Origin of the sequence: Marinobacterium maritimum, assembly GCF_039523155.1 — a bacterium.
Taxonomy (GTDB): Bacteria; Pseudomonadota; Gammaproteobacteria; order Pseudomonadales; family Balneatricaceae; genus Marinobacterium; species Marinobacterium maritimum.
Genome location: NZ_BAAAET010000002.1, coordinates 1,005,480 through 1,026,326, shown reverse-complemented (window position 1 = coordinate 1,026,326; position 20,847 = coordinate 1,005,480). Strand labels below are relative to the sequence as shown.

The 20,847-nt window shown below is 58.3% G+C and carries 16 protein-coding genes; 3 read left to right on the top strand and 13 right to left on the bottom strand.

Annotated features, from left to right (window positions below; translation table 11 throughout):
• Positions 1-6: 6 nt before the first annotated feature.
• The 9 genes from ABD013_RS10875 to ABD013_RS10835 form a co-directional block, all read right to left on the bottom strand.
• Positions 7-891 carry an EamA family transporter gene (locus ABD013_RS10875; protein ID WP_343805734.1) on the bottom strand — a complete coding sequence of 295 codons (885 nt, stop codon included), beginning with the start codon at positions 889-891 and terminating at the stop codon, positions 7-9.
• Positions 888-1,724 carry a phosphonoacetaldehyde hydrolase gene (gene phnX, locus ABD013_RS10870; protein ID WP_343805733.1) on the bottom strand — a complete coding sequence of 279 codons (837 nt, stop codon included), beginning with the start codon at positions 1,722-1,724 and terminating at the stop codon, positions 888-890. The genes ABD013_RS10875 and phnX overlap by 4 nt, the downstream gene beginning before the upstream one ends.
• A gap of 62 nt (positions 1,725-1,786) precedes the next feature.
• Positions 1,787-2,932 carry a 2-aminoethylphosphonate--pyruvate transaminase gene (locus ABD013_RS10865; protein ID WP_343805731.1) on the bottom strand — a complete coding sequence of 382 codons (1,146 nt, stop codon included), beginning with the start codon at positions 2,930-2,932 and terminating at the stop codon, positions 1,787-1,789.
• Between the two features lie 90 nt (positions 2,933-3,022).
• Positions 3,023-4,720, bottom strand: a complete 1,698-nt coding sequence (locus ABD013_RS10860; RefSeq protein WP_343805728.1) for a putative 2-aminoethylphosphonate ABC transporter permease subunit — start codon at positions 4,718-4,720, stop codon at positions 3,023-3,025.
• The gene (locus tag ABD013_RS10855; RefSeq protein ID WP_343805726.1) at positions 4,720-5,889 is read right to left on the bottom strand and encodes a putative 2-aminoethylphosphonate ABC transporter ATP-binding protein; all 1,170 of its coding nucleotides are present in this window, start codon (positions 5,887-5,889) and stop codon (positions 4,720-4,722) included. Before ABD013_RS10855 ends, ABD013_RS10860 begins: the two co-directional genes overlap by 1 nt.
• A gap of 69 nt (positions 5,890-5,958) precedes the next feature.
• A complete protein-coding gene (locus tag ABD013_RS10850; protein WP_343805724.1) occupies positions 5,959-6,981 on the bottom strand; it encodes a putative 2-aminoethylphosphonate ABC transporter substrate-binding protein in 1,023 nt (340 codons plus the stop codon).
• Between the two features lie 121 nt (positions 6,982-7,102).
• Positions 7,103-8,335, bottom strand: a complete 1,233-nt coding sequence (locus ABD013_RS10845; RefSeq protein WP_343805722.1) for an NAD(P)/FAD-dependent oxidoreductase — start codon at positions 8,333-8,335, stop codon at positions 7,103-7,105.
• An 88-nt stretch (positions 8,336-8,423) separates the two neighbouring features.
• Positions 8,424-9,146, bottom strand: a complete 723-nt coding sequence (locus ABD013_RS10840; protein WP_343805720.1) for a UTRA domain-containing protein — start codon at positions 9,144-9,146, stop codon at positions 8,424-8,426.
• Between the two features lie 108 nt (positions 9,147-9,254).
• Positions 9,255-9,674: a hypothetical protein gene (locus ABD013_RS10835; RefSeq protein ID WP_343805718.1), complete on the bottom strand. Its 420-nt coding sequence runs from the start codon at positions 9,672-9,674 to the stop codon at positions 9,255-9,257.
• Positions 9,675-9,825: 151 nt separating this feature from the next.
• Between ABD013_RS10835 and ABD013_RS10830 the strand changes: the two genes are divergently transcribed.
• Entirely contained in the window at positions 9,826-12,081 is a 2,256-nt protein-coding gene (locus ABD013_RS10830; RefSeq protein ID WP_343805716.1) for an Orn/Lys/Arg family decarboxylase, read from the top strand.
• Positions 12,082-12,225: 144 nt separating this feature from the next.
• A complete protein-coding gene (locus ABD013_RS10825; RefSeq protein WP_343805714.1) occupies positions 12,226-13,806 on the top strand; it encodes a methyl-accepting chemotaxis protein in 1,581 nt (526 codons plus the stop codon).
• 55 nt (positions 13,807-13,861) lie between these two features.
• Here ABD013_RS10825 and ABD013_RS10820 read toward each other — a convergent pair whose 3' ends face one another.
• Positions 13,862-15,856 carry a methyl-accepting chemotaxis protein gene (locus ABD013_RS10820; protein WP_343805711.1) on the bottom strand — a complete coding sequence of 665 codons (1,995 nt, stop codon included), beginning with the start codon at positions 15,854-15,856 and terminating at the stop codon, positions 13,862-13,864.
• Between the two features lie 217 nt (positions 15,857-16,073).
• Here ABD013_RS10820 and ABD013_RS10815 point away from each other — a divergent pair, with 217 nt between their 5' ends.
• Complete coding sequence (locus ABD013_RS10815; RefSeq protein WP_343805709.1) at positions 16,074-18,053, top strand: methyl-accepting chemotaxis protein; 1,980 nt, start codon at positions 16,074-16,076, stop codon at positions 18,051-18,053.
• A gap of 58 nt (positions 18,054-18,111) precedes the next feature.
• Here the strand turns inward: ABD013_RS10815 and ABD013_RS10810 are convergent, their stop codons facing one another.
• From ABD013_RS10810 to ABD013_RS10800, 3 genes are all read right to left on the bottom strand, one after another.
• Entirely contained in the window at positions 18,112-18,693 is a 582-nt protein-coding gene (locus tag ABD013_RS10810; RefSeq protein ID WP_343805707.1) for a PhnA domain-containing protein, read from the bottom strand.
• Between the two features lie 156 nt (positions 18,694-18,849).
• Positions 18,850-20,178, bottom strand: a complete 1,329-nt coding sequence (locus ABD013_RS10805) for a KamA family radical SAM protein (protein ID WP_343805705.1) — start codon at positions 20,176-20,178, stop codon at positions 18,850-18,852.
• 300 nt (positions 20,179-20,478) lie between these two features.
• Positions 20,479-20,778: a hypothetical protein gene (locus ABD013_RS10800; RefSeq protein WP_343805703.1), complete on the bottom strand. Its 300-nt coding sequence runs from the start codon at positions 20,776-20,778 to the stop codon at positions 20,479-20,481.
• Positions 20,779-20,847 lie beyond the last annotated feature (69 nt).

The following is a 20,847-nucleotide window of genomic DNA, read 5'->3' as shown; positions in this document are numbered from 1 at the left end:
GGCTCCCTAGAGTGAAACCAGCACCAGCCCCATAAGCATGACGACCAGCCCCTGCAACCTTGGCAGGCTGACCGACTCGCGCAGCCAGAACACGCCGATCAATACCCCCAGCGGAATACTGACCTGGCGCAGCGCCACCACATAGCTGACTTCGCTTACCATCGACATGCTGACCAGGATCAGCAGGTAGGTACCGATAATGAAACAGCCCGCCAGCAGCGTCCAGCCGAAGTCCGGCACGACCCTGAGCGATTCACCAAAGCCCCAGCGGATCAGCGGCAGCATCCACAGCAAACAGGCCGCGGCCTGCAGCACGACAAAACTGCTGCCGGCGGCAAAGGGATCCATCCCCTGCTGCTTCATGATCTGGATTGCGGCGCTGTCGAGCACCGAATAGCCGGCCGTGGCGCAGGCCGCCAGCAGTACCCAGCCGATGGCCGGCGTACAGTAATCACGCCAGTGCCAGTCCCGCCAGCGCACCAGCGGCAAGGCCAGCGAACCGAGCATGATCAGGCCCATACCCAGCAGGTCCTGAGTATTCAGTTGGCTCTGGCCATAGCTGACCAGCACCAGCAGCGGCACGATCACTACCGGCAACGCTCGCGCCAAGGGGTAGACGACATTGAGGTTGCCCTGGCCATAGGCCTTGGCCAGGCCGCTCATATAGAGGGTCTGGCACAACCCTGATGCCAGCAGAAGCCACCAGAAATCGGTGGGCAGGGCCGTGACACTGGACCAGCTGCGTATCAGCAGAGGACTGAACACCAGCATGCCCAGCCCCATGGCCCAGGCATAAAAACGCACCGTCTGAGCGGTGCGCTTGCCGATCAGGTTCCAGCCCGCATGCATCAGGGCTGAAACCAGGATCAAACCGATCGCCGTGGGTGTCACGGCTTCTCGCCGACGGCCAGGCGAGCGGCAATATCTTCCAGGCAGGGAATCACATCGGCGATGCTGTCGATGACGTAATGGGCACCGCTGCCGGTCATACGCTGGTAGGCTGCTGCACGACGGACTTCCTGCTCCGCTTCGCTCATCGCATGCCAGTCTTCCAGGCTCATGCCCACTTCGTTGCCGCTGACGGCGACGCCGATGGTCCACATGCCGGCGTTGAGGCCTTCCTCGATACCGGTCAGGGTGTCATCGATCTTGACGCAGGCACAGAGGTGCTGAACGCCCAGGTCCATGGCATTTTTCAGGCTCATGTGCGGATAGGGACGGCCCTTGGGCACTTCGGTGGCGCAGACATTGCTGTCCGGGGTATAACCCTGCTCGGCGGCACGCGCCAGCAGCCCCTCAATCATCGTAGACGCATAGCCGGTGTTGCCACCGATGCGGATGTCGTTGGTACGCATCCACTCCAGCGCATCGGTCAGACCCGGGATCAGCTCGGCGGTCTGGGCGATGGCGTCGATCTGCAACGGCACGAAATCATCGTACATGCGATCGATATCCGCCTCGGTCGGGTACTCGCCCTTCACCTCTTTCCAGGCATCACGAATACGCGGGTGCGCGCACAGCTGGCGGATATGCTCACGTTTTTCGGTACCCATAGGGCCACGGGCTTCGGCTTCGCTGATCGGCAGGCCTTCTTCGGCGAAGAGGCGCTGGAAGGCGCGGATCGGCGCCATGGAACCAAAGTCCACTGTGGTTCCGGCCCAGTCCATGATCAGGGCTTCGATAGGGCCGACATAGCGGCGTTCAAACTGATAGTTCGGTGTCATAGGATTACTCCTGTCATCAATTCAATCGGTCAGTTTAATCGGTCAATTCAGTCAAGTGTGGGTCAGGCGGTTGCCGCTGGTTCCAGCGCATGGGCCGGAGCACCATCGGCAATGCCCATCTCATCCAACACCGCCGCGACGGCTTCCAGTACGGCATCGATCTGCGCATCGTAGAGCTGGCCAATACAGCCCAGACGGAAGCTCTCCGCTTCGGTCAGCTTGCCTGGATAGATGATGAAACCGCGTGCCTTCATGCGGTCGTAGAAGGCCTGGAAGTCGAAGTTGTCGTGGCCCGGCGAGAAGAAGGTGATGATGATCGGGGACAGCCACTCATCGCTGAGCAGGGTCTCGAAACCGAGCTGGCGCATGCCGGCGACCAGGCGCTGCTGGTTGCGCTGGTAACGGGCGTGACGACCGGCGATACCGCCCTCTTCCGCGTGCTCCTTCAGCGCCTGCAGGAACGCCGCCACCACATGGGTCGGCGGGGTGTAGCGCCATTGGCCGGTCTTGGCCAGGTACTGCCACTGATCCAACAGGTCCATGCTCAGCGAATGGGCGTTACCCTTGGAGGCTTCCAGCGCGCTCTGGCGAATCAGCACGAAACCGAAGCCCGGCACACCCTCGAAGCACTTGTTGGCCGAGGAGATCAGCGCATCGAACGGCACTTCCCTGGCACTGATCGCTACGGCGCCAAAGGCGCTCATGGAGTCGATGATCAGGCGACGGCCCTGACGCGCCACAACCTCGGCGATCTCTTCCACCGGGTTGAGGATGCCGGAGCTGGTTTCACAGTGGACCAGGGCCACATGGGTGATCGCCGGGTCCGCTGCCAGCATCGCTTCCACTTCTTCGCCACGGGGCGGCTCGTAGTCGCCCTTGTCCAGCGCCACATAATCACGACCCAGATAGTCCATGATCTTGCCCATGCGCTGACCGTAGGCACCGTTCATCAGGATCAACAGCTTGCCTTCTTTCGGCACCAGCGTGGCCAGCGTGGCTTCCACGGCAAAGGTGCCGGAGCCCTGCATCGGCACGCAGACGTGACTGTCTTCACCGTCGACCAGCGCCACCAGACGCTGGCACAGCTGAGCGGTCATGGCGCGGAAGTCAGCGTCCCAGGAACCCCAGTCCTGCAGCATCGCCTGTTTGACGCTCAGGGTGGTGGTGATGGGGCCAGGAGTCAGCAGATAGGGCTGTTCAGTTTTCATCTCGTTCTCTCTTTCTGGTCTATACCAGCATTTCGAAGCAAAATTTTTTCGCGAGTTTCAAGCCAGGGCGCCCTCAGGCGCCCGTCCCGTTCAGCGCTGACGCCAGCGCTGGGTGCGTTGCAGAATCTGGTGGCTGATCAGCCAGTGCAGACCCTTGGCAACCAGTGAGGTCAGCATCAGCAGCACCGCCATGGCGGCCGCTGGCGCAATATCCCCCGCCTCGTCCATATGCATCACCGCCACCGACGCCAGCGTGGTTTCGGCGGAATACAGGAACACCACTGCCGATACCGTGGTCATGGCGTTGACGAACAGGTACACCGAGATATCCAGCACCGAAGGCAGTGCCAGCGGCAGCGTTACACGGCGCAGCGTGGTGTAGAACGGTACTTTCAGTGAGGCTGACACTGCCTCGAATTCGCCGTCGATCTGCTTCAGGCTGGTCACGGCTGTCAGGTGACAGACGGTGTAGAAATGCACCAGGGTATTGAGTACCAGGATCGTCATGGTGCCGTAGATCCCGTTAAGCGGGTTCTGCGGGTGGTTGAAGAAAAAGATGTAGGCCAGGCCCAGCACGATGCCCGGCACCGCCATCGGCAGCATCGCCAGCAACTGGAGCAGCTTGCGCGCGGTCGGCATCGGCTTGATCTTCTCGCTCATGTAGGCCACCAGGAACACCACGGCAGTACCGATCACGGCGGTCCAGGCCGACATCTGCAGCGAGTTGAAATAGGACGCCCAGCCACCGCCGTCCATCATGTCGAAGCGGTAGTTGTTGAATGACAGCGCCATGTTGTACGGCCAGAAAGTGATGAAGGAGGCATACACCGCCATGCCGATCACGAGCAGCAGGAAGCCACAGATCAGGGTGCAGAACAGCGCCAGCAAGGCATCACGCAGCGGTGATTTTTGCGGCTGCATCGGCACGGCACGGGATGACAGCTGTGCCGACTGGTGACGCTGCACCCGACGCTCAACGACAAAGGAGATCAGTGCCGGCAGCAGCAGGATTACGCTGACTACAGCCCCCATCTGGAAGTTCTGCTGCCCCACTACCTGCTTGTAGATGTCGGTGGCCAGCACGTTGTACTGCCCGCCGATCACCTTGGCGACGCCGAAATCGGTGATGGTCAGGGTAAAGATAACGAAGATGGTATTGATCAGGCCATAACGCACCGACGGCAGGGTTACGGTCAGGAACACGCGCCAGGGCGGCGTTTTCATCGACTTGGCGGCTTCGTACAGGCGCGCATCACTGTTGCTGAACGCGGTAATCAGGATCATCAGTGCATGGGGGAAGGCCCAGAAACTCAGGCCCATGACGATACCCACCGGACCGTAAATGCTGTCCACGGGCAGCCAGTCCTTGAGAATACCCTGGTTGCCGAACAGGTAGATCATGCTCAACGCCGGCAGCAGCGAAGGCGCAAACAGCGGCAGCATGCTGAGCAGGCGGAAGCCCTTCTTCGCCACCATGCCACTGCGCGTCAGGGCATAGGCAAAGACAAAGGCGGTCGACACCACTATCAGCGTGGTCCAGAAGGCGATATTGAGCGAATTCAGGATCGACCGCGTCAGCGCCGGGTTGCCGAAGTAATCGACAAAGTTGCTGAGGCCGATAAATTCGCCGGCACCGTTCTGCAGACTTTTGACCAGCATGGTCAACAGCGGCGCCAGCAGCGCCAACAGCAGGAAGAGCAATCCGGCCGCAACAATGAATCGTTGCAGCCAGGTTTCGCTATCAAAGCCGCGCTTGTTGGCGGACAGGGTCAGTGTCGCGGACATCATCAGGCTCCTGCCACCTGCATGGCCGCTACACCCATCTGCATGCCGGAGTCGGCCGGACGTGACTGCATCGGCCCATGTCCCTGCTGTTCCGCCGGGTAAAACTTGAGTGATTCAGCCGCAATGCTCAGCCAGAGGCTTTCTCCCACTGCGGGCTTCTGGCTATGCAGCTGCTCCACCGGCAGGTCCACGTGGATCGACGGCAATTCTTCGTCCAAGGTCATTTCCAGACGCACGAAAGCGCCCATGAAATGCACCTGATCCAGACGCGCTTGCAGCACCAGGTGATCATCACGGTTCAGGCCAAAGGGCCCGTTGTGCAGCTGAACGCTCTCCGGACGGAAGCCAAGGGTACCGCGATCGCACACCGGCAGGACCATTGGCACCGGCACCTCCTTGCGACCCAGCATCAGACTGAGACGGTCCAGTACTTCGGCCGGCAACAGGTTCATGCTGCCGACAAAGCGGGCGACAAACTCAGTGGCGGGCTGCTGATAGATCTCTTCCGGAGTGCCCACCTGGGCGATACGGCCATGGTCCATGACCACGATACGGTCGGCCATGGTCAGGGCTTCATCCTGATCGTGGGTCACCATGATGGTAGTGATGCCCAGCTTGCGCTGCAGAGTGCAGATTTCATTGCGCAGATGCAGGCGCACACGGGCATCCAGTGCCGACAGCGGCTCATCAAGCAACAACAGGCCCGGCTCGGTCGCCAGCGCACGGGCCAGCGCCACACGCTGCTGCTGACCACCGGACAGCTGTCCCGGGAACTTGTCGCCGATATCCGGCAGGTGGATCTGCTCCAGCAGGGCTTCCACCCGCTGCTGACGCTCGCGACGCGGCATCTTCATATTGGCCAGACCGTAGGCGATGTTTTCACTCACGGTCAGGTTGGGAAACAGGGCATAGGACTGAAACACGATACCGAAGTCGCGCTGCTGCGGCGGCAGGGTCGAAATATCACCACCGGCCTGCACAATGCGGCCCTCTTCCTGCTGTTCCAGACCGGCAATGGCTCTCAGCAGTGTGGTCTTGCCACAACCGGACGGGCCCAGGAAGCAGACGAATTCGCCTTCCTTGATCTCCAGGGAGATGTCATCCAGTGCGGTGAAGCTGCCAAAGGACTTGCGCAGATGCTGAATCTGCAGATAGGGGGTTGAGGTATTCATGTTCAGTCTCCGTAAAAATAGCGGAAGGGCTGCAGCAGCAACCCTCCCTTGGTAACGGCTGGCGGCTGCTTATTTTTTCGGTTCGCTCTTGCCGTCGTAGCGCTGCTGCCATTCCTTGAGGATGCGGGCACGGTTCACGGCGGCCCATTCAAAGTCGTTGTCGATCATGCGATCAGCGATATCGGTCGGGTAGTTCGGCACCGGCTTGGCTACACCCGGCATGGCAACTACGGCGTAGCTGTCGTTGTAGAGGGTGTTGGCGTCACGGGTAACGGCCCAGTCCATCAGCTTTTTGGCCGCATCCATCTTGTCAGTGCCCTTGACGATGGCCGCTGCTTCCATGTCCCAACCCAGGCCTTCAGACGGGAAGCCCAGATCGATCGGCGCGCCCTTGTTGATCAGCTTGGCGCCACGGTAAGCGAAGGAGATACCGATCGGGGTTTCACCGGCCGCTGCCATCTTGCACGGCTTGGAGCCGGAGTGGGTGTAGCGATCGATGTTCTGGTGCAGATCGTCCATGAACTTCCAGCCATCTTCCTCACCGAAGGTCTGCAGCCAGCTGGCCACATCCAGGTAACCGGTACCGGAAGAGTTCGGGTTCGGCATCACCACATGGCCCTGATAGACCGGCTGGGTCAGATCCTTCCAGCTTTTCGGCATCGGCAGACCATGCTTTTCAGCTTCGATGCGGTTGTAGCAGATGGAAGCAACCCAGGCGTCCATACCGATCCAGGATGGTGTTTCATCCTTATCGATGAACTGGCCGCTCAGCGCTTCTACGCCAGCAGGCTTGTACGGCTGCAGCATTTCCTGGTTCTTCAGTACCAGCAGGCTGGTCGCTGCCACACCCAGAATCGCATCGGCCTGGGGATTCTCTTTCTCGGCCAGCAGGCGCGCGGTGATGATGCCGGTGGAATCACGTACCCAGCGGATCTTCACATCAGGGTTGGCCTTTTCGAACGCTGAGGAATAGGCCTTCAGCTGATCCGCTTCCAGAGCGGTATAAACGGTCAGTTCAGTTGCCGCCTGAGCACCCGTAGCGCTCAGGGCAACAGCAGCAGCCAGCAGGGTCTTTTTCATGTTCAGTTTCATGTTGCGATCCTATTATCCGTTTAACGTGCGTTGAGATGTACAAGGTCTTTCAAACTGGTCTATACCAAACAATTCTCACAGCACTCTGTTGCAGAACGATGAACAAAAGGTTGCATGTTTTTTAACCGGATTGTTTTTTGCTGCGCGCCAGTGCACAGCGAATGCGAAAGGCCTCGCTGAACGGGTCCACATCACCAAAACGATTCAGCGCAAAGGGGGATTGATCACAGAACGGCGCCTGCCCCAGCGCCAGTTCCGCCAGCAAACGCCCAATACCGCCAGACAGTGCAATACCGCCGCCAGAACAGCCGGTCGCCACCAGCAGTCCCGGACGATCGGTCTGGCCCAGCAAGGGTTTGCCATCCGGGGTGTAGCTGGACACACCGGTGAGGTAATGCGCGATACCCAGGTGTTCGATCGCAGGAAACACTTCGGCCAGTTCGGTCCAGCCGGACTCCAGGCATTCCCAGCCGTCCGGGTCGCAGTTGAACAGGTAGCCGTGGATATTTTCAGGCAGGCTGGCCGGGTCGCCATACACCGCCTGCTGATCGCGCAGGCCAAACAGCAGGCCACCCACTTCGGGACGCGCATAAGCGTTGGCGTCAGGAAGGATCACCATCGGCGAGTCTGCGGGGAAGAGGTCGGTATTGTCCTCGGTGATCCAGTAATGGCTGCGTACTGGCGCCATCGCCAGCGATACCCCCTGCTCCGCCAGCAGCTGTGTGGACCAGGGACCGGCGCAGCAGATCACGCAGCCGGCGGCCATGAAACCCTGGTCGGTCTGGACACCGACGACCCGATCCTGCTGCCGGACCAAGGACTGGACACGACAGTGCTGCACCACCTCAACGCCGAGATGACGTGCCGCCGTGATATACCCCTGCGCCAGCTGCACCGGGTCCATATAACCATCTTCAGCCACATAGAGGGCTTCGGCATCAGCCGCCGCAGATAGCCAGGGCGCGCGCTGAATCACGTCATCCAGCTTCAACCGCTCAGTTGTCAGACCCAGGTCGGCCGCCGTCCGTGCCGTTGAATGGAGATACTGACGCCCTGCCTCACGGGTCGCCAGATGCAGACTGCCCACCTGACGCAGCGGCAGAGGTTCATCCAGTACCTTATTAAGCTGATCGATAGCGGAGAAGGTTTGCGCTACCAGCGCAGCCATGGCCGGATCGGGGCGCACCCGGGTCAACAAGGCCGCCGCCTGGCTGGTCGTCGCCGTCGCCAGCATGCCGGCTTCGACCAGACGGATGCGCGTACCCGCCGGCGCCCGCTGCGCCAGAGACCAGGCGGTGGCGGCACCGAGAATGCCGCCACCGATGATCAGGAAATCTGTTGAGGGATACTGCATGTTACGCTCTCCAATCTGGTATATACCAGATTATGCGAGTGCAAAATGACAGACCTGTGACAAATATGTTTCGAAAGGATGTTCTGCCTTAGTGGCGGTCACCGATGCGAACGGCGATCTTCAGTGCATCATGTAACCAGTACTCCCGGTCCAGCTCCAAAAAATCACCGCGTTGATCAAAGCTGAGCCGCTGGATATAAAGCCCGGCCGCACCCTGGTTGACGTTGAGGGATTCGGCTTCCAGCCCCTTCAGCGCCAGCGGATAAATCTCGATATCACGGTGCTCGGGACGCAGGTCGTACTTTTCTCGCAGCATCTGCCAGATCGACATGTCGGTGCTTTCACTGAGCAGTCCGGGGCAGTGCGCCGGGTTGATATAGTTATGCTCCACCAGCAGACCACGCTCATCGACATAGCGTCGACGAAACACATGATAGATCGGTGTGCCCACTTCAAGGCCGCTGATCTCGCTCAGCCAGGGTGGCACTTCGGTCAGTTGCTTGAACAGGGTTTCGGTACGTGGATGAAACCCCTGCTCGGTGACATAGCGATTGAAGCCAACGTCACGGCTGGGGTCATAACGCAACCGCTCCGGGGTGATATACCAGCCACGGCGGTTGGATCTGAAGATCAACCCTTCAGCCTCCAGCTGCGACAGTGCCTGACGGATCGTCACCCGGGTGGTGTGAAAGCGCTCGGAGAGCTCCCGTTCGGAGGGCAGGCGCTGCTGGCTGGACAACTCTTCGGTTTCGATCCAGTCCCAGAGGCGGTCACGGAGCTGAAGGTATACAGGGTAATCAGTGCGGGACATCGGGCAAACTCGGGTTCTTGTCATGCAGTCTTATGAGAGTACAGCAAGGATAAACACAAATACCTGTTTCTGAATACCATCAAGCCAAATCATCATATCCACGTCGGCTCAACGGCGATATTCAAGGGCAGACAGGGGAATGGATAGCCAAAGCCGCTGCCGAGGCCTCAGTTCCAGTGAGGCAGACGTATTTACAGGGTGGCAGGCCTGAAGCATCAGGCCAGAGTCCAGGGTCAGAATCAATCGCCCCTCCTGTTGCCCTGACAGTCGGCCCGACAGAATAAGATGATGGTCAGGATCTGGCCCCCATGGCCCCAGCAACACACCCGTTTCGCCAGGCGAAAAGACCAGCTCACCGCGACTGGAGCAGGGAAAAATCGGCGGGCACACCAAAGGCCTTCCCTCGATCCAGAGCCCCCCTGACGCATCCACCTTCACCGGCATACGGTTCATCCGCTCGGTGGCTTTCAGGCTCACCGGTTTGGCAGGAGCAGGATTTGATACCGATGCATTCAGGGTGAGGTTCATTGCTGTCATCATATTCTTGTTTCGGCCCATCCTAGCTGCCTTCAATGACGTTCCAATGACAGCCCACTCCTTTACACGTCCCCCGCCACTGCTACAATTGCGGACTGTCCAGGCTGTCTGGAAATCCGCCCTAATTTGCAGGATTGTGTGAATGAAATTTCGTTTTCCGGTCGTCGTTATCGACGAAGATTATCGCTCCGAAAACATCTCCGGCTCAGGCATCCGCGACCTGTCTGAAGCGATCAGTCGCGAAGGCATGGAGGTCATTGGCTTTACCAGTTACGGTGACCTGACGTCATTTGCACAACAGGCCAGCCGTGCCTCCTGTTTTATTTTGTCGATTGACGACGAAGAGTTCGGTACCGGCTCCGACGAGGACGTCAACAAGGCACTGGCATCCATTCGCGATTTCATTGGCGAAGTGCGCAAGCGCAATGCCGACATTCCGGTGTTCCTCTACGGCGAAACCCGCACCTCGCGCCATATCTCCAACGATATCCTGCGTGAGCTGCACGGCTTCATCCACATGTTCGAGGATACCCCGGAGTTCGTCGCTCGCCATATCATCCGCGAAGCGACCAAGTATCTGGAAAGCCTGGCACCGCCCTTCTTCAGTGCGCTGATGGATTATGCCAGCGACAGCTCCTATTCATGGCACTGCCCGGGTCACTCCGGTGGCGTCGCCTTCCTGAAGAGCCCGGTGGGCCAGATGTTCCACCAGTTCTTCGGCGAGAACATGCTGAGGGCCGACGTCTGCAATGCGGTAGAAGAGCTCGGCCAGCTGCTGGACCACACCGGCCCGGTATCCGCCAGTGAGGCCAACGCCGCACGCATTTTCAACGCCGACCACCTGTTCTTCGTCACCAACGGCACCTCCACCTCCAACAAGGTGGTCTGGCATTCCACGGTGGCACCGGGTGACATCGTAGTGGTCGACCGTAACTGCCACAAGTCGATCCTGCATTCAATCATCATGACCGGCGCGATCCCCGTGTTCCTGATGCCGACCCGCAACAACTACGGCATCATTGGTCCGATTCCGAAGAGCGAGTTCGATCCGGAAACCATCCGCAAGAAGATCGAGGCTAACCCCTTTGCCCGCGAAGCGAAGAACAAGAAGCCGCGTATTCTGACCATCACCCAGAGCACCTACGACGGCATCGTCTACAACGTTGAGACGATCAAGGAGATGCTGGGCAACACCATCGATACGCTGCATTTCGATGAAGCCTGGCTGCCACACGCCTCCTTCCACGACTTCTACCACAACATGCACGCCATCGGTGAAGGGCGTCCACGTTCGGATGAAACCCTGGTGTTCGCCACCCAGTCTACGCACAAGCTGCTGGCGGGCCTGTCACAGGCCTCACAGATCCTGGTACAGGACGGCAACAACCGCAAGCTGGATACCCATCGCTTCAACGAGTCATACCTGATGCACTCGTCCACCAGCCCGCAGTACGCGATCATCGCCTCCTGCGATGTGGCGGCGGCAATGATGGAGCCGCCGGGGGGCAAGGCCCTGGTAGAAGAATCGCTGCTGGAAGCGATCGACTTCCGTCGCGCCATGCACAAGGTTGACGAGGAGTTCGGCGAGCATGACTGGTGGTTCAAGGTCTGGGGGCCGGATGTTCAAGCCGAGGAAGGCCTGGGCGACCGCGACAACTGGATCATCCACGATGACGACGACTGGCACGGTTTCGGCAAGATCGACTCCGGCTTCAACATGCTGGACCCGATCAAGTCCACCATCATCACCCCGGGACTTAACCTGAAGGGCGAATTTGACGAAGTCGGCATTCCCGCCGCCATCGTCAGCAAGTACCTGGCCGAGCACGGCATCATCATCGAGAAGACCGGCCTGTATTCCTTCTTCATCATGTTCACCATCGGCATCACCAAGGGCCGCTGGAACTCCATGGTGACCGAGCTGCAGCAGTTCAAGGACGACTATGACCATAACCTGCCGATGTGGCGGGTGATGCCGGAGTTCGCCAAGCGCTATCCGCAGTACGAACGCGTCGGCCTGCGTGACCTCTGCACCGAGATCCACAACGTCTATAAACAGTATGACGTGGCGCGCATCACCACCGAGATGTACCTGTCCAACATCGAACCGGCCATGACCCCGGCCGATGCCTGGGCCAAGATGGCGCATCGTGAAGTGGAACGTGTCTCCATCGATGCACTGGAAGGCCGTGTCACCGCCATGCTGGTGACACCTTACCCGCCGGGCATTCCTCTGCTGGTGCCGGGCGAACGCTTCAACAAGACCATCGTGCGCTACCTGCAGTTTGCACGTGATTTCAATTCCCGTTTCCCGGGCTTCGAAACCGATGTGCATGGCCTGGTACGCGAGGATATAAACGGCAAGGATGCGTACTTCGTGGACGTGGTCAAAGACTGACCCTCGCGATAGACGCACCTCACCTGAAAAAGCGGCCTTAAGGTCGCTTTTTTTATACAACCAATAATTTCCACAATTTTTGTGGGTAGTCTATATTGGACGTCACGGATCGATAACCATGGCGACAATAAGGATAAAATGCCCATGAAGAAAAACCTGCCGGTCACCGATCGCGCGGTCGACTTTGCCGACGATACCAACATTCTTTCCACCACTGACCTCAAGGGTCGCATCACCTACGTCAATCAGACCTTTATCAACATTTCGGGCTTCGAGGAAAACGAACTGCTTGGCAAAAGCCATAACATCGTTCGGCATCCCGATATGCCGCCGGCGGCATTCAAGAGCCTGTGGGACAGGATTCAGGATGGACATTCATGGATGGGACTGGTCAAGAACCGCTGCAAGAACGGCGATCATTACTGGGTCAGCGCCTATGTCACACCGATCCAGACCCATGGCGAGACCGTTGAGTACCAGTCGGTGCGCACCCGCCCCAACACGGAGCAGGTGGCGCGTGCAGAAACCCTTTATGCGCGACTGAATGCCGGCAAACAGCTTCCTGGACGCCTGGCTGCCCGTTCCAGCCTGCCCGGCAAATGCCTGGCCTGCGGAGTGCTGACCAGCCTGATCATTGCGGCTGTCCTCCTGTCAGGCGCCTTGCCGGCACAGGCTATATGGCCAACACTAATCGCTGCCCTGCTCACCAGCCTGCTGTGCATGCTGGTCGTCTGGCCGGTGCACAAGATTATCGAAGGCACCCGTCAGCAGATCTCTGACGACCCCATTGCGCGCCATATATTCACCGGCCGCCACGATGAGGCCGGGCAGCTTGAGTTTGCCCTGTTCCGTTTACGCTCAGAGGCCAGTGCCATCGCCGGCCGTATCAACGACTCCGCAGAACAGCTCAGTCAGAATGCTGAGCGCCTGGCACAAGCAGCCCAGCGCAGCAGCGAAGGGTTGCACCACCAGCAGGCCGAAACCGCCGCGATTGCCTCGGCAATGACCGAAATGGTCGCCAGCATCAGCGATGTAGCCCGTCACGCCCAGCTCAGTGCCGACAGCGCCGATGGTTCAACTCAGGTTGCTCAGAATGGCAGCACACTGATGTCGGAGGCACGAGAAGCCCTTCATGTGCTCAGCAACGAGATTGAACAAACGACTGGCGTAATCAACCAGCTGGCCGACAGCAGCAATAGCATCTACCGCATTCTGGACGTGATTACGGCGATCGCCGAGCGCACCAACCTGCTGGCACTCAATGCCGCCATTGAGGCAGCGCGTGCGGGAGAACAGGGGCGTGGCTTTGCCGTCGTGGCGGAAGAAGTACGTAACCTTGCGCTGCAAAGCCAGACCTCAGTTGGCGAGATCCAGCAACTGCTTGAAAACCTGCAACATGGGTCACTGGAAGCGACGGACGCCATGCAGCAAAGCCGCCTCAAGGCCGAGACCACCGTAGCCCGCGCCCTGGAAGCCGCCGAGGCGTTGCAGCAGATTGCAGCGGGCATTACCCAGATCAGCGACATGAACACGCAGATCGCCTCGGCCGTTGAGCAACAACTGGCGGTCAGCAGTGAAGTAGAGCGCAATGTGGACATGATCAAGGATGTGGCTGGCAACAACCTCGAGCATGGCCGCGAAACCGAAGCCTCGGTAGCGCAGATGAGTCAGATGTCGCTTAACCTCAAGCAGCTCTCCGACCACTTCTGGTCATTGCGTGCCTGAAGCCTGAAATACAAAGGGGCGCCGTAGCGCCCCGTCGTTTACGTCCAATCCCCTTTTATCGACTGGAAGCCGCCTGCACCCTGTCCTCAAGGGCGGTCAGCTTATCGACGATTTCGGCCGAGATCTGCGCCACCTGGTCATAGCAGATTTCTGCCTGGCCATGCTCTCCCACCGACTGATGATGAATCGCTTCCTTGACCAACGCATGCAGCTTCTCATGCGGACGCTCGATACTGTTGAACTCCTGCATCTGACCATACTTCTGCTTGCCATCCGAGTAGTACCACTTGCCGAAGGCACAATCAAAGTGCGATACCGCTTCCTTCTCGGTCAGTGAAGACTCACCATCAAGGTAGCTGCGCAGGCGGGTTTTCCAGGACAGGTGTGCCGCTTTGGCGGCGCTGAGATCGATCCCGTGCACGTTAGTCTCGAAGCGATTCACTTCATTGAGCAGATCGTTAACATAACCACTGATCCCCTGGGTGACACCCACGGACTGCTTGGAGTAGATAGAAGTGCGCTTGGCTTCGTCGGCGATGCCGTTAATATGCTGATCCATATCCTGAGCCACCTGGCTCTGTTCTTCCGACGCCGTAGCAATCTGGGTGTTCATGTCAGAGATAACGCTGACCGCATCCACTATGCGTAAAATCACGCTGCGCGCTTCCTCGGCATTAGCCACACTCTCTTCAGCCAGGCGCTGACTGGTGCCGATCGACTCGACCGCTGTTGAAGACTGTCGCTGCAGACGATCGACGATACGGGCGATGCTTTCCGTCGACTGCTGTGTACGCTGCGCCAGAGTGCGCACTTCATCCGCCACCACAGCAAAACCGCGGCCCTGCTCTCCTGCTCGGGCCGCCTCAATGGCGGCATTGAGCGCCAGCAGGTTGGTCTGCTCGGCCACTGCGGTGATCACATCCAGAATCTGGCTGACCTCTTCACTGCCCTTGGCCAGATCATGGATCACATCCACGGAACTGCGTACCTGATCGGCTACTGCGCCAATCTGGTCACTAACTGCGGCAACCAGTTGCTGCCCCCCCTTGGCGGAATCATTGGCCGATTCCGCAGCTGATGCAGCATTGGCAGCACTCTGCGCCACCTCCTGTACCGTGGCTGCCATTTCTGCTACTGCTGCCGCAACCATCTCGATCTGCGCCTGCTGAGACGACACCCCGCGGTCGGTATCCGACAGATCTGCATTGACCTGGCTGATCCCGGTACTGATCCGGCTGGAGGTCTGTGTAACTTTGTGCAGCAGCTCACCGATCTCGCGTATGATCTCGTTGTAGGCGGTATAGTTCTGACCGACTTCGTTGTTAGGGTTGTCGATCTCGATCGGAACGGAGAAATTCCCCTCGGAAAGAACTCTCAGGTGGTCACGCAGGTTCTTGATCTGGCGAAACATCACGGTTAAGCCAAAGGCCCGTCCCATCACAATCAGCAGCAATACCACCACCGTCACGACCAGGGCGATATTCTGCAGCAGGGCCTGTTCGGCAATGGCCTTCTGCTCCATCATGCCGACGACCTTGTTCATTTCGGTCAGCACCTGAAGCGAAGTGGCCTGGAACTGTGTCAGCCCCTCGGGTGTCCCCTGCCCCTGCAGCAACTGCTCAACGCCGCTGCGATAGCTGTGCCACAGCTGCCCCACATATTCCAGCTGAGTGCGGATTTCATCATCTCGAGCGGCCTTGATCCCCATATCGAAATTGCCATCCAGCAGCGCACGGTGTGCTGTTTCAAAGCTGTTCATGGTCGCGCGGGGCAGATCCGGCTGGACGACACCCTGTTGCAACAGGAGGGTTTCCTTGGCAAGACGCTGACTCAGCATCCGCTGCTTGCCGGCCACGTTTATTGCGGTCGCATCATCGCTGCCTGCCATCCACACAGCAACACCGATCACAGCGGTCAGCACAAAGATCAGGATATAGGAAAACATGAACTGCGCATCAAGCGAGCGTAGCCCTATCGCTTCCAATACCTGCTCCAGTGCCTTGCCGATACGATAACGTATTGAATTCCTATCTGGTAAGTACTTGAACATCAATGCCTTCCTGATCTCGATGCTTAAAGTGACAGCATAGTCCGACACTAGAATTAAGGCTATAGCCCGCACGGAGAAACGCCGGGAATTCGATACTGTTTTGATCTCCCCCAGACACCAGCGACAAGTACCGATAAACATAAGCTATTTACAGCAGAACGCTAAGCAAATACCCTGATCGAAAAACCCTTTAATAACAATAACTGCAGGGTCTCGCATGAAACTCTACATCACTCAGCGAATCGCGCTGGGATTATCTGTGCTGGTACTCTTCATCATTCTGGTCGGAGCCAGCGGTCTCTATGCCAGCCGCACACTGGGCCAGGATGTTTCCACGCTCACCGAGGCGGTCATACCGCTGATGGAACGCAGCTACGAACAGACGCTGGCCGTCGGTACGGCAACGACACAACTGTACGGCGCCCTCGCGCAACGTGACGAGGCCTCCTTCGATCAGTATCGCAGTCTCTTTGACAGCAGTAAGCAACAGGTTCTGCAGCAGCTGGACAGCCTTTCGCAGCAAGATGACCTGGATGCCGAGCAGAAGGCATTGGTAGCCAGAATGATCGAACAGGCTGGTGAACTGGAACAGCTGTCCGACAGCCTGTTCACGCTCTATCACCGGTCTCGCAAGCTCGAGGCCGAGGTATCACAGAAGTCGGTCCTGTTTTTCACCCAAAACGATGCTCTCGCCAGCTGGGCTCGCAACTACCTGGCCGATACTGAAAACTCCGCCGGTGTACAGCAGATCCGCCCGGTCACCCGTAGCGCTAACACCTACCGATTCATGATGTTCAATTATCAGCGCAGCCAGAACCTGCAGGCGCTCAACTCCGACGCCGGGGATAATCGCGATGCTCTGCGCACGACCTTCGAACGTTTCAGCAGCATCGAGCCCAAGGCCAAGCAGATCGCCATGCTGGTCGAACAGCTGGAATCAGGCCTCTATGCCGATGACGGCATCATCCAGCTGTATAACCAGGTTCAGGAAACCCGACACAGTATGAATGCGACCCTGGTTGAGCTGTCCACTCAGGCAGGGCAATTCACCGCCACCTCCACACAGCTGGTCGAAAGTGCGCGCGCCAGAGCTCGCCTGGCCCGGGATCAAGGCCACAAGGCCGTCACCTTGAGCAACACGATCATCCTGTCCGTCACCCTGACCGCCATCCTGCTTGCCATCGGCATCGCGATATTGACCATTCAGGCACTGCGCAAGCCGTTGTCGACGATCCGAAATCAGCTGACCATGCTTAGAGAGGGTGACCTCCGGGTGAGCTTCGACCATACGCGCCGCGACGAGTTCGGCGAGCTGGGCCAGACCCTGAATGATGTGGTCGCCGGGTTGCGGGAGATCGTCGCGACCATCACCCGTGGTTCCGGTCAGCTGGCCAACCTGGCCGGTGAAAGTTCGGCGATCAGCGAGCAAACCACCAAGGCGATGGCGCAGCAGAGTGACCAGCTGCAGCAGACCGCCTCGGCGGCGACCGAAATATCCAGCAGCGTTTCCGAAGTGGCCGATCACAGCCAGACCACGCTCAGCGCTGTTCATCAGTGTGAAGAGCTCAGTGTCAGCCTGACGGATAACGTACGCGAGACACTAACCAGCATAGAAACTCAGGCCGAAGGTATCCAGCAGGCGGTCAGCGTCAGTGACCAGTTGGCCGGTTACAGCAGCGAGATCGACAGTATTCTGTCCACTATTCGTGATATTGCCGAACAGACCAACCTGCTGGCACTGAACGCGGCTATTGAGGCGGCACGCGCCGGAGAACATGGCCGCGGCTTTGCGGTCGTGGCGGATGAAGTACGTGAACTGGCCAGCCGAACGCAGAACTCCACCGGCCAGATTCAGAAGATGGTCGAGAACATGCAGGCCAGCATTGCTCAGGTCGTTAATGTCATGCAGTCCAGCTATGGCCAGACACGAACCTGTGTCGACCATGCCCACGCATCGCAGCAATCACTGGACTCGCTGAACGCAGCCATTGCTCATATCGGCAGCCTCAGCACCCAGATTACAGAAGCGGCACAACAGCAAACCGATGCGGTCGAAGAGGTTAGCCGTACACTGAACGGCCTCAACGATACCGCCCAGGAGACGACCCAGGGCGCCAACCAGGCTTCGGCCAGCAGCCATCAGTTGCTTGAATACGCTCAAGAGCAGCAACGCCTGCTGACGCGCTTCTCGCTGTAACAAATAAGGGGGCCTCGAGGCCCCCTTAATGCTTGACGAATTGTAGTAACGTCCGGGCTTATTTCTGTTTCTTGACGAACTTGGTCAGGATAACAATCTGCTGCCCTTCCACTCGCCCTTCGATCTGTTCCGGGTTATCCGGCACCAGAGAGATGTTACGCACTGCCGTACCACGCTTGGCGGTCAGGCTGGAGCCCTTTACGTTCAGATCCTTGATCAGGGTAACGGTATCACCCGCTTCCAGCACGGCACCATTGCTGTCCAGGTGACGCACGACTTCGTCATCTGACAGATGATCACCGGTGGCTTCAGCCCAAGCCTGAGCTTCGTCATCCAGATACATCATGTCCAGCAGATCCTGCGGCCAGCCTTCGCCACGCAGACGGTTGAGCATGCGCCAGGCCAGCACCTGCACCGCCGGCACCTGGCTCCACATGCTATCGTTCAGGCAGCGCCAGTGGTTGGGATCAACCTGTTCGGGGTTCTCAATCTGAGTACGGCAGGTGTCACACAGCAGGACGGACTGGTCGACGCTGTCATCGGAGGATGGCGGCACCGGGAAAACGCTCAGCGCGTCGGTTGCGCCACAGAGTTCGCATTTGGATTCGCTACGGGTATGCAGTGCCTGTTCGATTGTCATGATCGACCCTCCTGTGAATGAAGCCGCGCATTATGCCAGACCCATACGACTTTTGGGGATTTAGCTATAAAAAAAGCCACCCATCGTGCAGGAGCTTGCCTGCAAGCGACCGGTTCATGAAACCCATCGCCTGCACGCGTGCTTGTTTAACGATGATCACTCTTCGAAGAAGAACTTCTCGGCACCGAAAGCCGGCTTCAGGTGGTTCAGCCAAGTCGCTTTCTCGTCATAGGCAGCAAAGAACGGACGCTGTACCCAGTCCGGGTTACGGCCCTGGATGAAGCGCAGCACGAACACCTTCTCACCGTTGATCTCGGTGACCCCCTGAATTTCCACCTTGCCCGGCGTAGCAGACATGGACGGACCGCGCGCCGTACGGGCGATGCCGCTGACCTGCTTCATGGCGTCACGGTAGGTGTTCCAGGCCTGCGCCAGCGGCACTTCGAAGTAGTGCTGGGCGCCGGTATCGCGCTCGACAAACATGTAGTACGGCTGGATCCCCAGCTCCACCTGGGTCTGCCACATCTTCGCCCAGTCGTCGGCTTCGGTGTTGATATGGTTCAGCAGCGGGCCCTGGCTGCGGATATGCGCACCGGTTTCACGGATACGTGCCACCGCCTGACGGTGGATATCGGTTTCCATCTCGCGCCAGTGGTTGTAGTGCGCCATGAAGGCCAGGTGCTTGCCGGCGGCGATGATTTCGCGGAACAGCGCCATCAGATCGTCGCTGTCTTCATCAGTCACGAAGCGGTATGGCCAGAAGGTCAGCGCCTTGGAGCCGATGCGGATGGTGCGGATGTGGTCGAACTCCGGCTCCAGCAGCGGTTCCAGATAGGCACGCAGGTTCTTGGTCTTCATCACCATGGGATCACCACCGGTGATCAGCACGTCGGTCACTTCCGGGTGCTCACGCAGATAATCGCACAGCTGACCGGACTCCTTGGCCGCAATCTTCAGTGACTGGTCACCGACGAACTGGGCCCAGCGGAAGCAAAAGGTGCAGTAGCTGTGGCACACCTGGCCGGAGCTGGGGAAGAACAGCACGGTTTCGTTGTACTTGTGCTGGATGCCATTGACCGGCTCACCGTTAACGCGCGGGATGTTGTGCTCCATCTGACCCGCCGGGTGCGGGTTCAGCTCCTGGCGCACTTCATTGACCACACGCTTGATCTCGGCCTTGTCCTCGGTCGCCAGAGCCGCTTCGACGGCTTCGAAATGCTCCGGCTTGAGCATGCCCCGCTGCGGAAAGGTCAGCTGGAACATGGGATCGTTAATGGCATCATCCCAGTTGATCAATTGCTCGATCACATAGTTGTTGACCCGAAACGGCAGAACGGATGCAACCACTTCCATCTCATGCTTGAGTTGGGATGGAAGTCGTTGCAACTGCTGGATCTGCTGCAGGTGACGGGCGGTGTAAACCTTGAACGCAGGGGCGTCGACTTCGGCTATTTGTACGGCATTGATGGGCGTATGTGAGTTCATGAGCTCCCTTGCAAGCTTGAGTTAATAAACAGTCCACCTTGCCCTCAGCATGAGGCCAAAGTGTTCAATTCGGATGAAAGGGGACACTCAGATGAGACAGGAGCGACAGCGGCACCGGTCATGAAGGAAGTCCAAGTGTAACGGGCGGTTGCACAATGGATCTGTACAGCAAAAAAGCAGCAAACTGGCAGGAAATAAACCTGCAAAAACCGCGATAACCCGCTAAAAGCCTCCAACTAATCCAAGTGATGATTGACCTTATTGTCCTACAGACGAGGAAGAGGGGTCAAGGAAGGGTATTTATGGCCGCGTAATCGGCACCTGAGGTCGGTTACTGACAGAAGCAGCACCTGAACCTGGATACCGGCTCAACTCAGCTGAAGCAATACCTGGGATCGGCAGGTAATGCCCGGGCAACGAAAGCCGCTCACCGGGCTCTATCTGTCGCATTTTTTTATCAAAATCTGTGGCCTGTGTAATGGAATTGAACTTAATGCAATCAGAAATGAAACAGATGTATAAATTTTCAACACCAATAACCATATGATTTACAAGGAAACTGTTACATAAATCTGGCAATCTTCCATAAAAAATCAGCATTCCCGCCCAATCCGTTTTATCTGCTTTACAACCTGTACTAGCCTTCCTACTGCATGTTGACGGTCGATG

What these genes read in the sequence shown, in the direction of transcription:
- ABD013_RS10815 (WP_343805709.1), top strand. Translation starts at nt 16,074, where the DNA reads ATGAAACTCTACATCACTCAGCGAATCGCGCTGGGATTATCTGTGCTG.
- ABD013_RS10835 (WP_343805718.1), bottom strand. Translation starts at nt 9,674, where the DNA reads ATGAACCTCACCCTGAATGCATCGGTATCAAATCCTGCTCCTGCCAAA.
- ABD013_RS10840 (WP_343805720.1), bottom strand. Translation starts at nt 9,146, where the DNA reads ATGTCCCGCACTGATTACCCTGTATACCTTCAGCTCCGTGACCGCCTC.
- ABD013_RS10860 (WP_343805728.1), bottom strand. Translation starts at nt 4,720, where the DNA reads ATGATGTCCGCGACACTGACCCTGTCCGCCAACAAGCGCGGCTTTGAT.
- ABD013_RS10830 (WP_343805716.1), top strand. Translation starts at nt 9,826, where the DNA reads ATGAAATTTCGTTTTCCGGTCGTCGTTATCGACGAAGATTATCGCTCC.
- ABD013_RS10810 (WP_343805707.1), bottom strand. Translation starts at nt 18,693, where the DNA reads ATGACAATCGAACAGGCACTGCATACCCGTAGCGAATCCAAATGCGAA.
- ABD013_RS10825 (WP_343805714.1), top strand. Translation starts at nt 12,226, where the DNA reads ATGAAGAAAAACCTGCCGGTCACCGATCGCGCGGTCGACTTTGCCGAC.
- ABD013_RS10800 (WP_343805703.1), bottom strand. Translation starts at nt 20,778, where the DNA reads ATGCTGATTTTTTATGGAAGATTGCCAGATTTATGTAACAGTTTCCTT.
- ABD013_RS10855 (WP_343805726.1), bottom strand. Translation starts at nt 5,889, where the DNA reads ATGAATACCTCAACCCCCTATCTGCAGATTCAGCATCTGCGCAAGTCC.
- phnX (WP_343805733.1), bottom strand. Translation starts at nt 1,724, where the DNA reads ATGACACCGAACTATCAGTTTGAACGCCGCTATGTCGGCCCTATCGAA.
- ABD013_RS10850 (WP_343805724.1), bottom strand. Translation starts at nt 6,981, where the DNA reads ATGAAACTGAACATGAAAAAGACCCTGCTGGCTGCTGCTGTTGCCCTG.
- ABD013_RS10820 (WP_343805711.1), bottom strand. Translation starts at nt 15,856, where the DNA reads ATGTTCAAGTACTTACCAGATAGGAATTCAATACGTTATCGTATCGGC.
- ABD013_RS10865 (WP_343805731.1), bottom strand. Translation starts at nt 2,932, where the DNA reads ATGAAAACTGAACAGCCCTATCTGCTGACTCCTGGCCCCATCACCACC.
- ABD013_RS10805 (WP_343805705.1), bottom strand. Translation starts at nt 20,178, where the DNA reads ATGAACTCACATACGCCCATCAATGCCGTACAAATAGCCGAAGTCGAC.
- ABD013_RS10845 (WP_343805722.1), bottom strand. Translation starts at nt 8,335, where the DNA reads ATGCAGTATCCCTCAACAGATTTCCTGATCATCGGTGGCGGCATTCTC.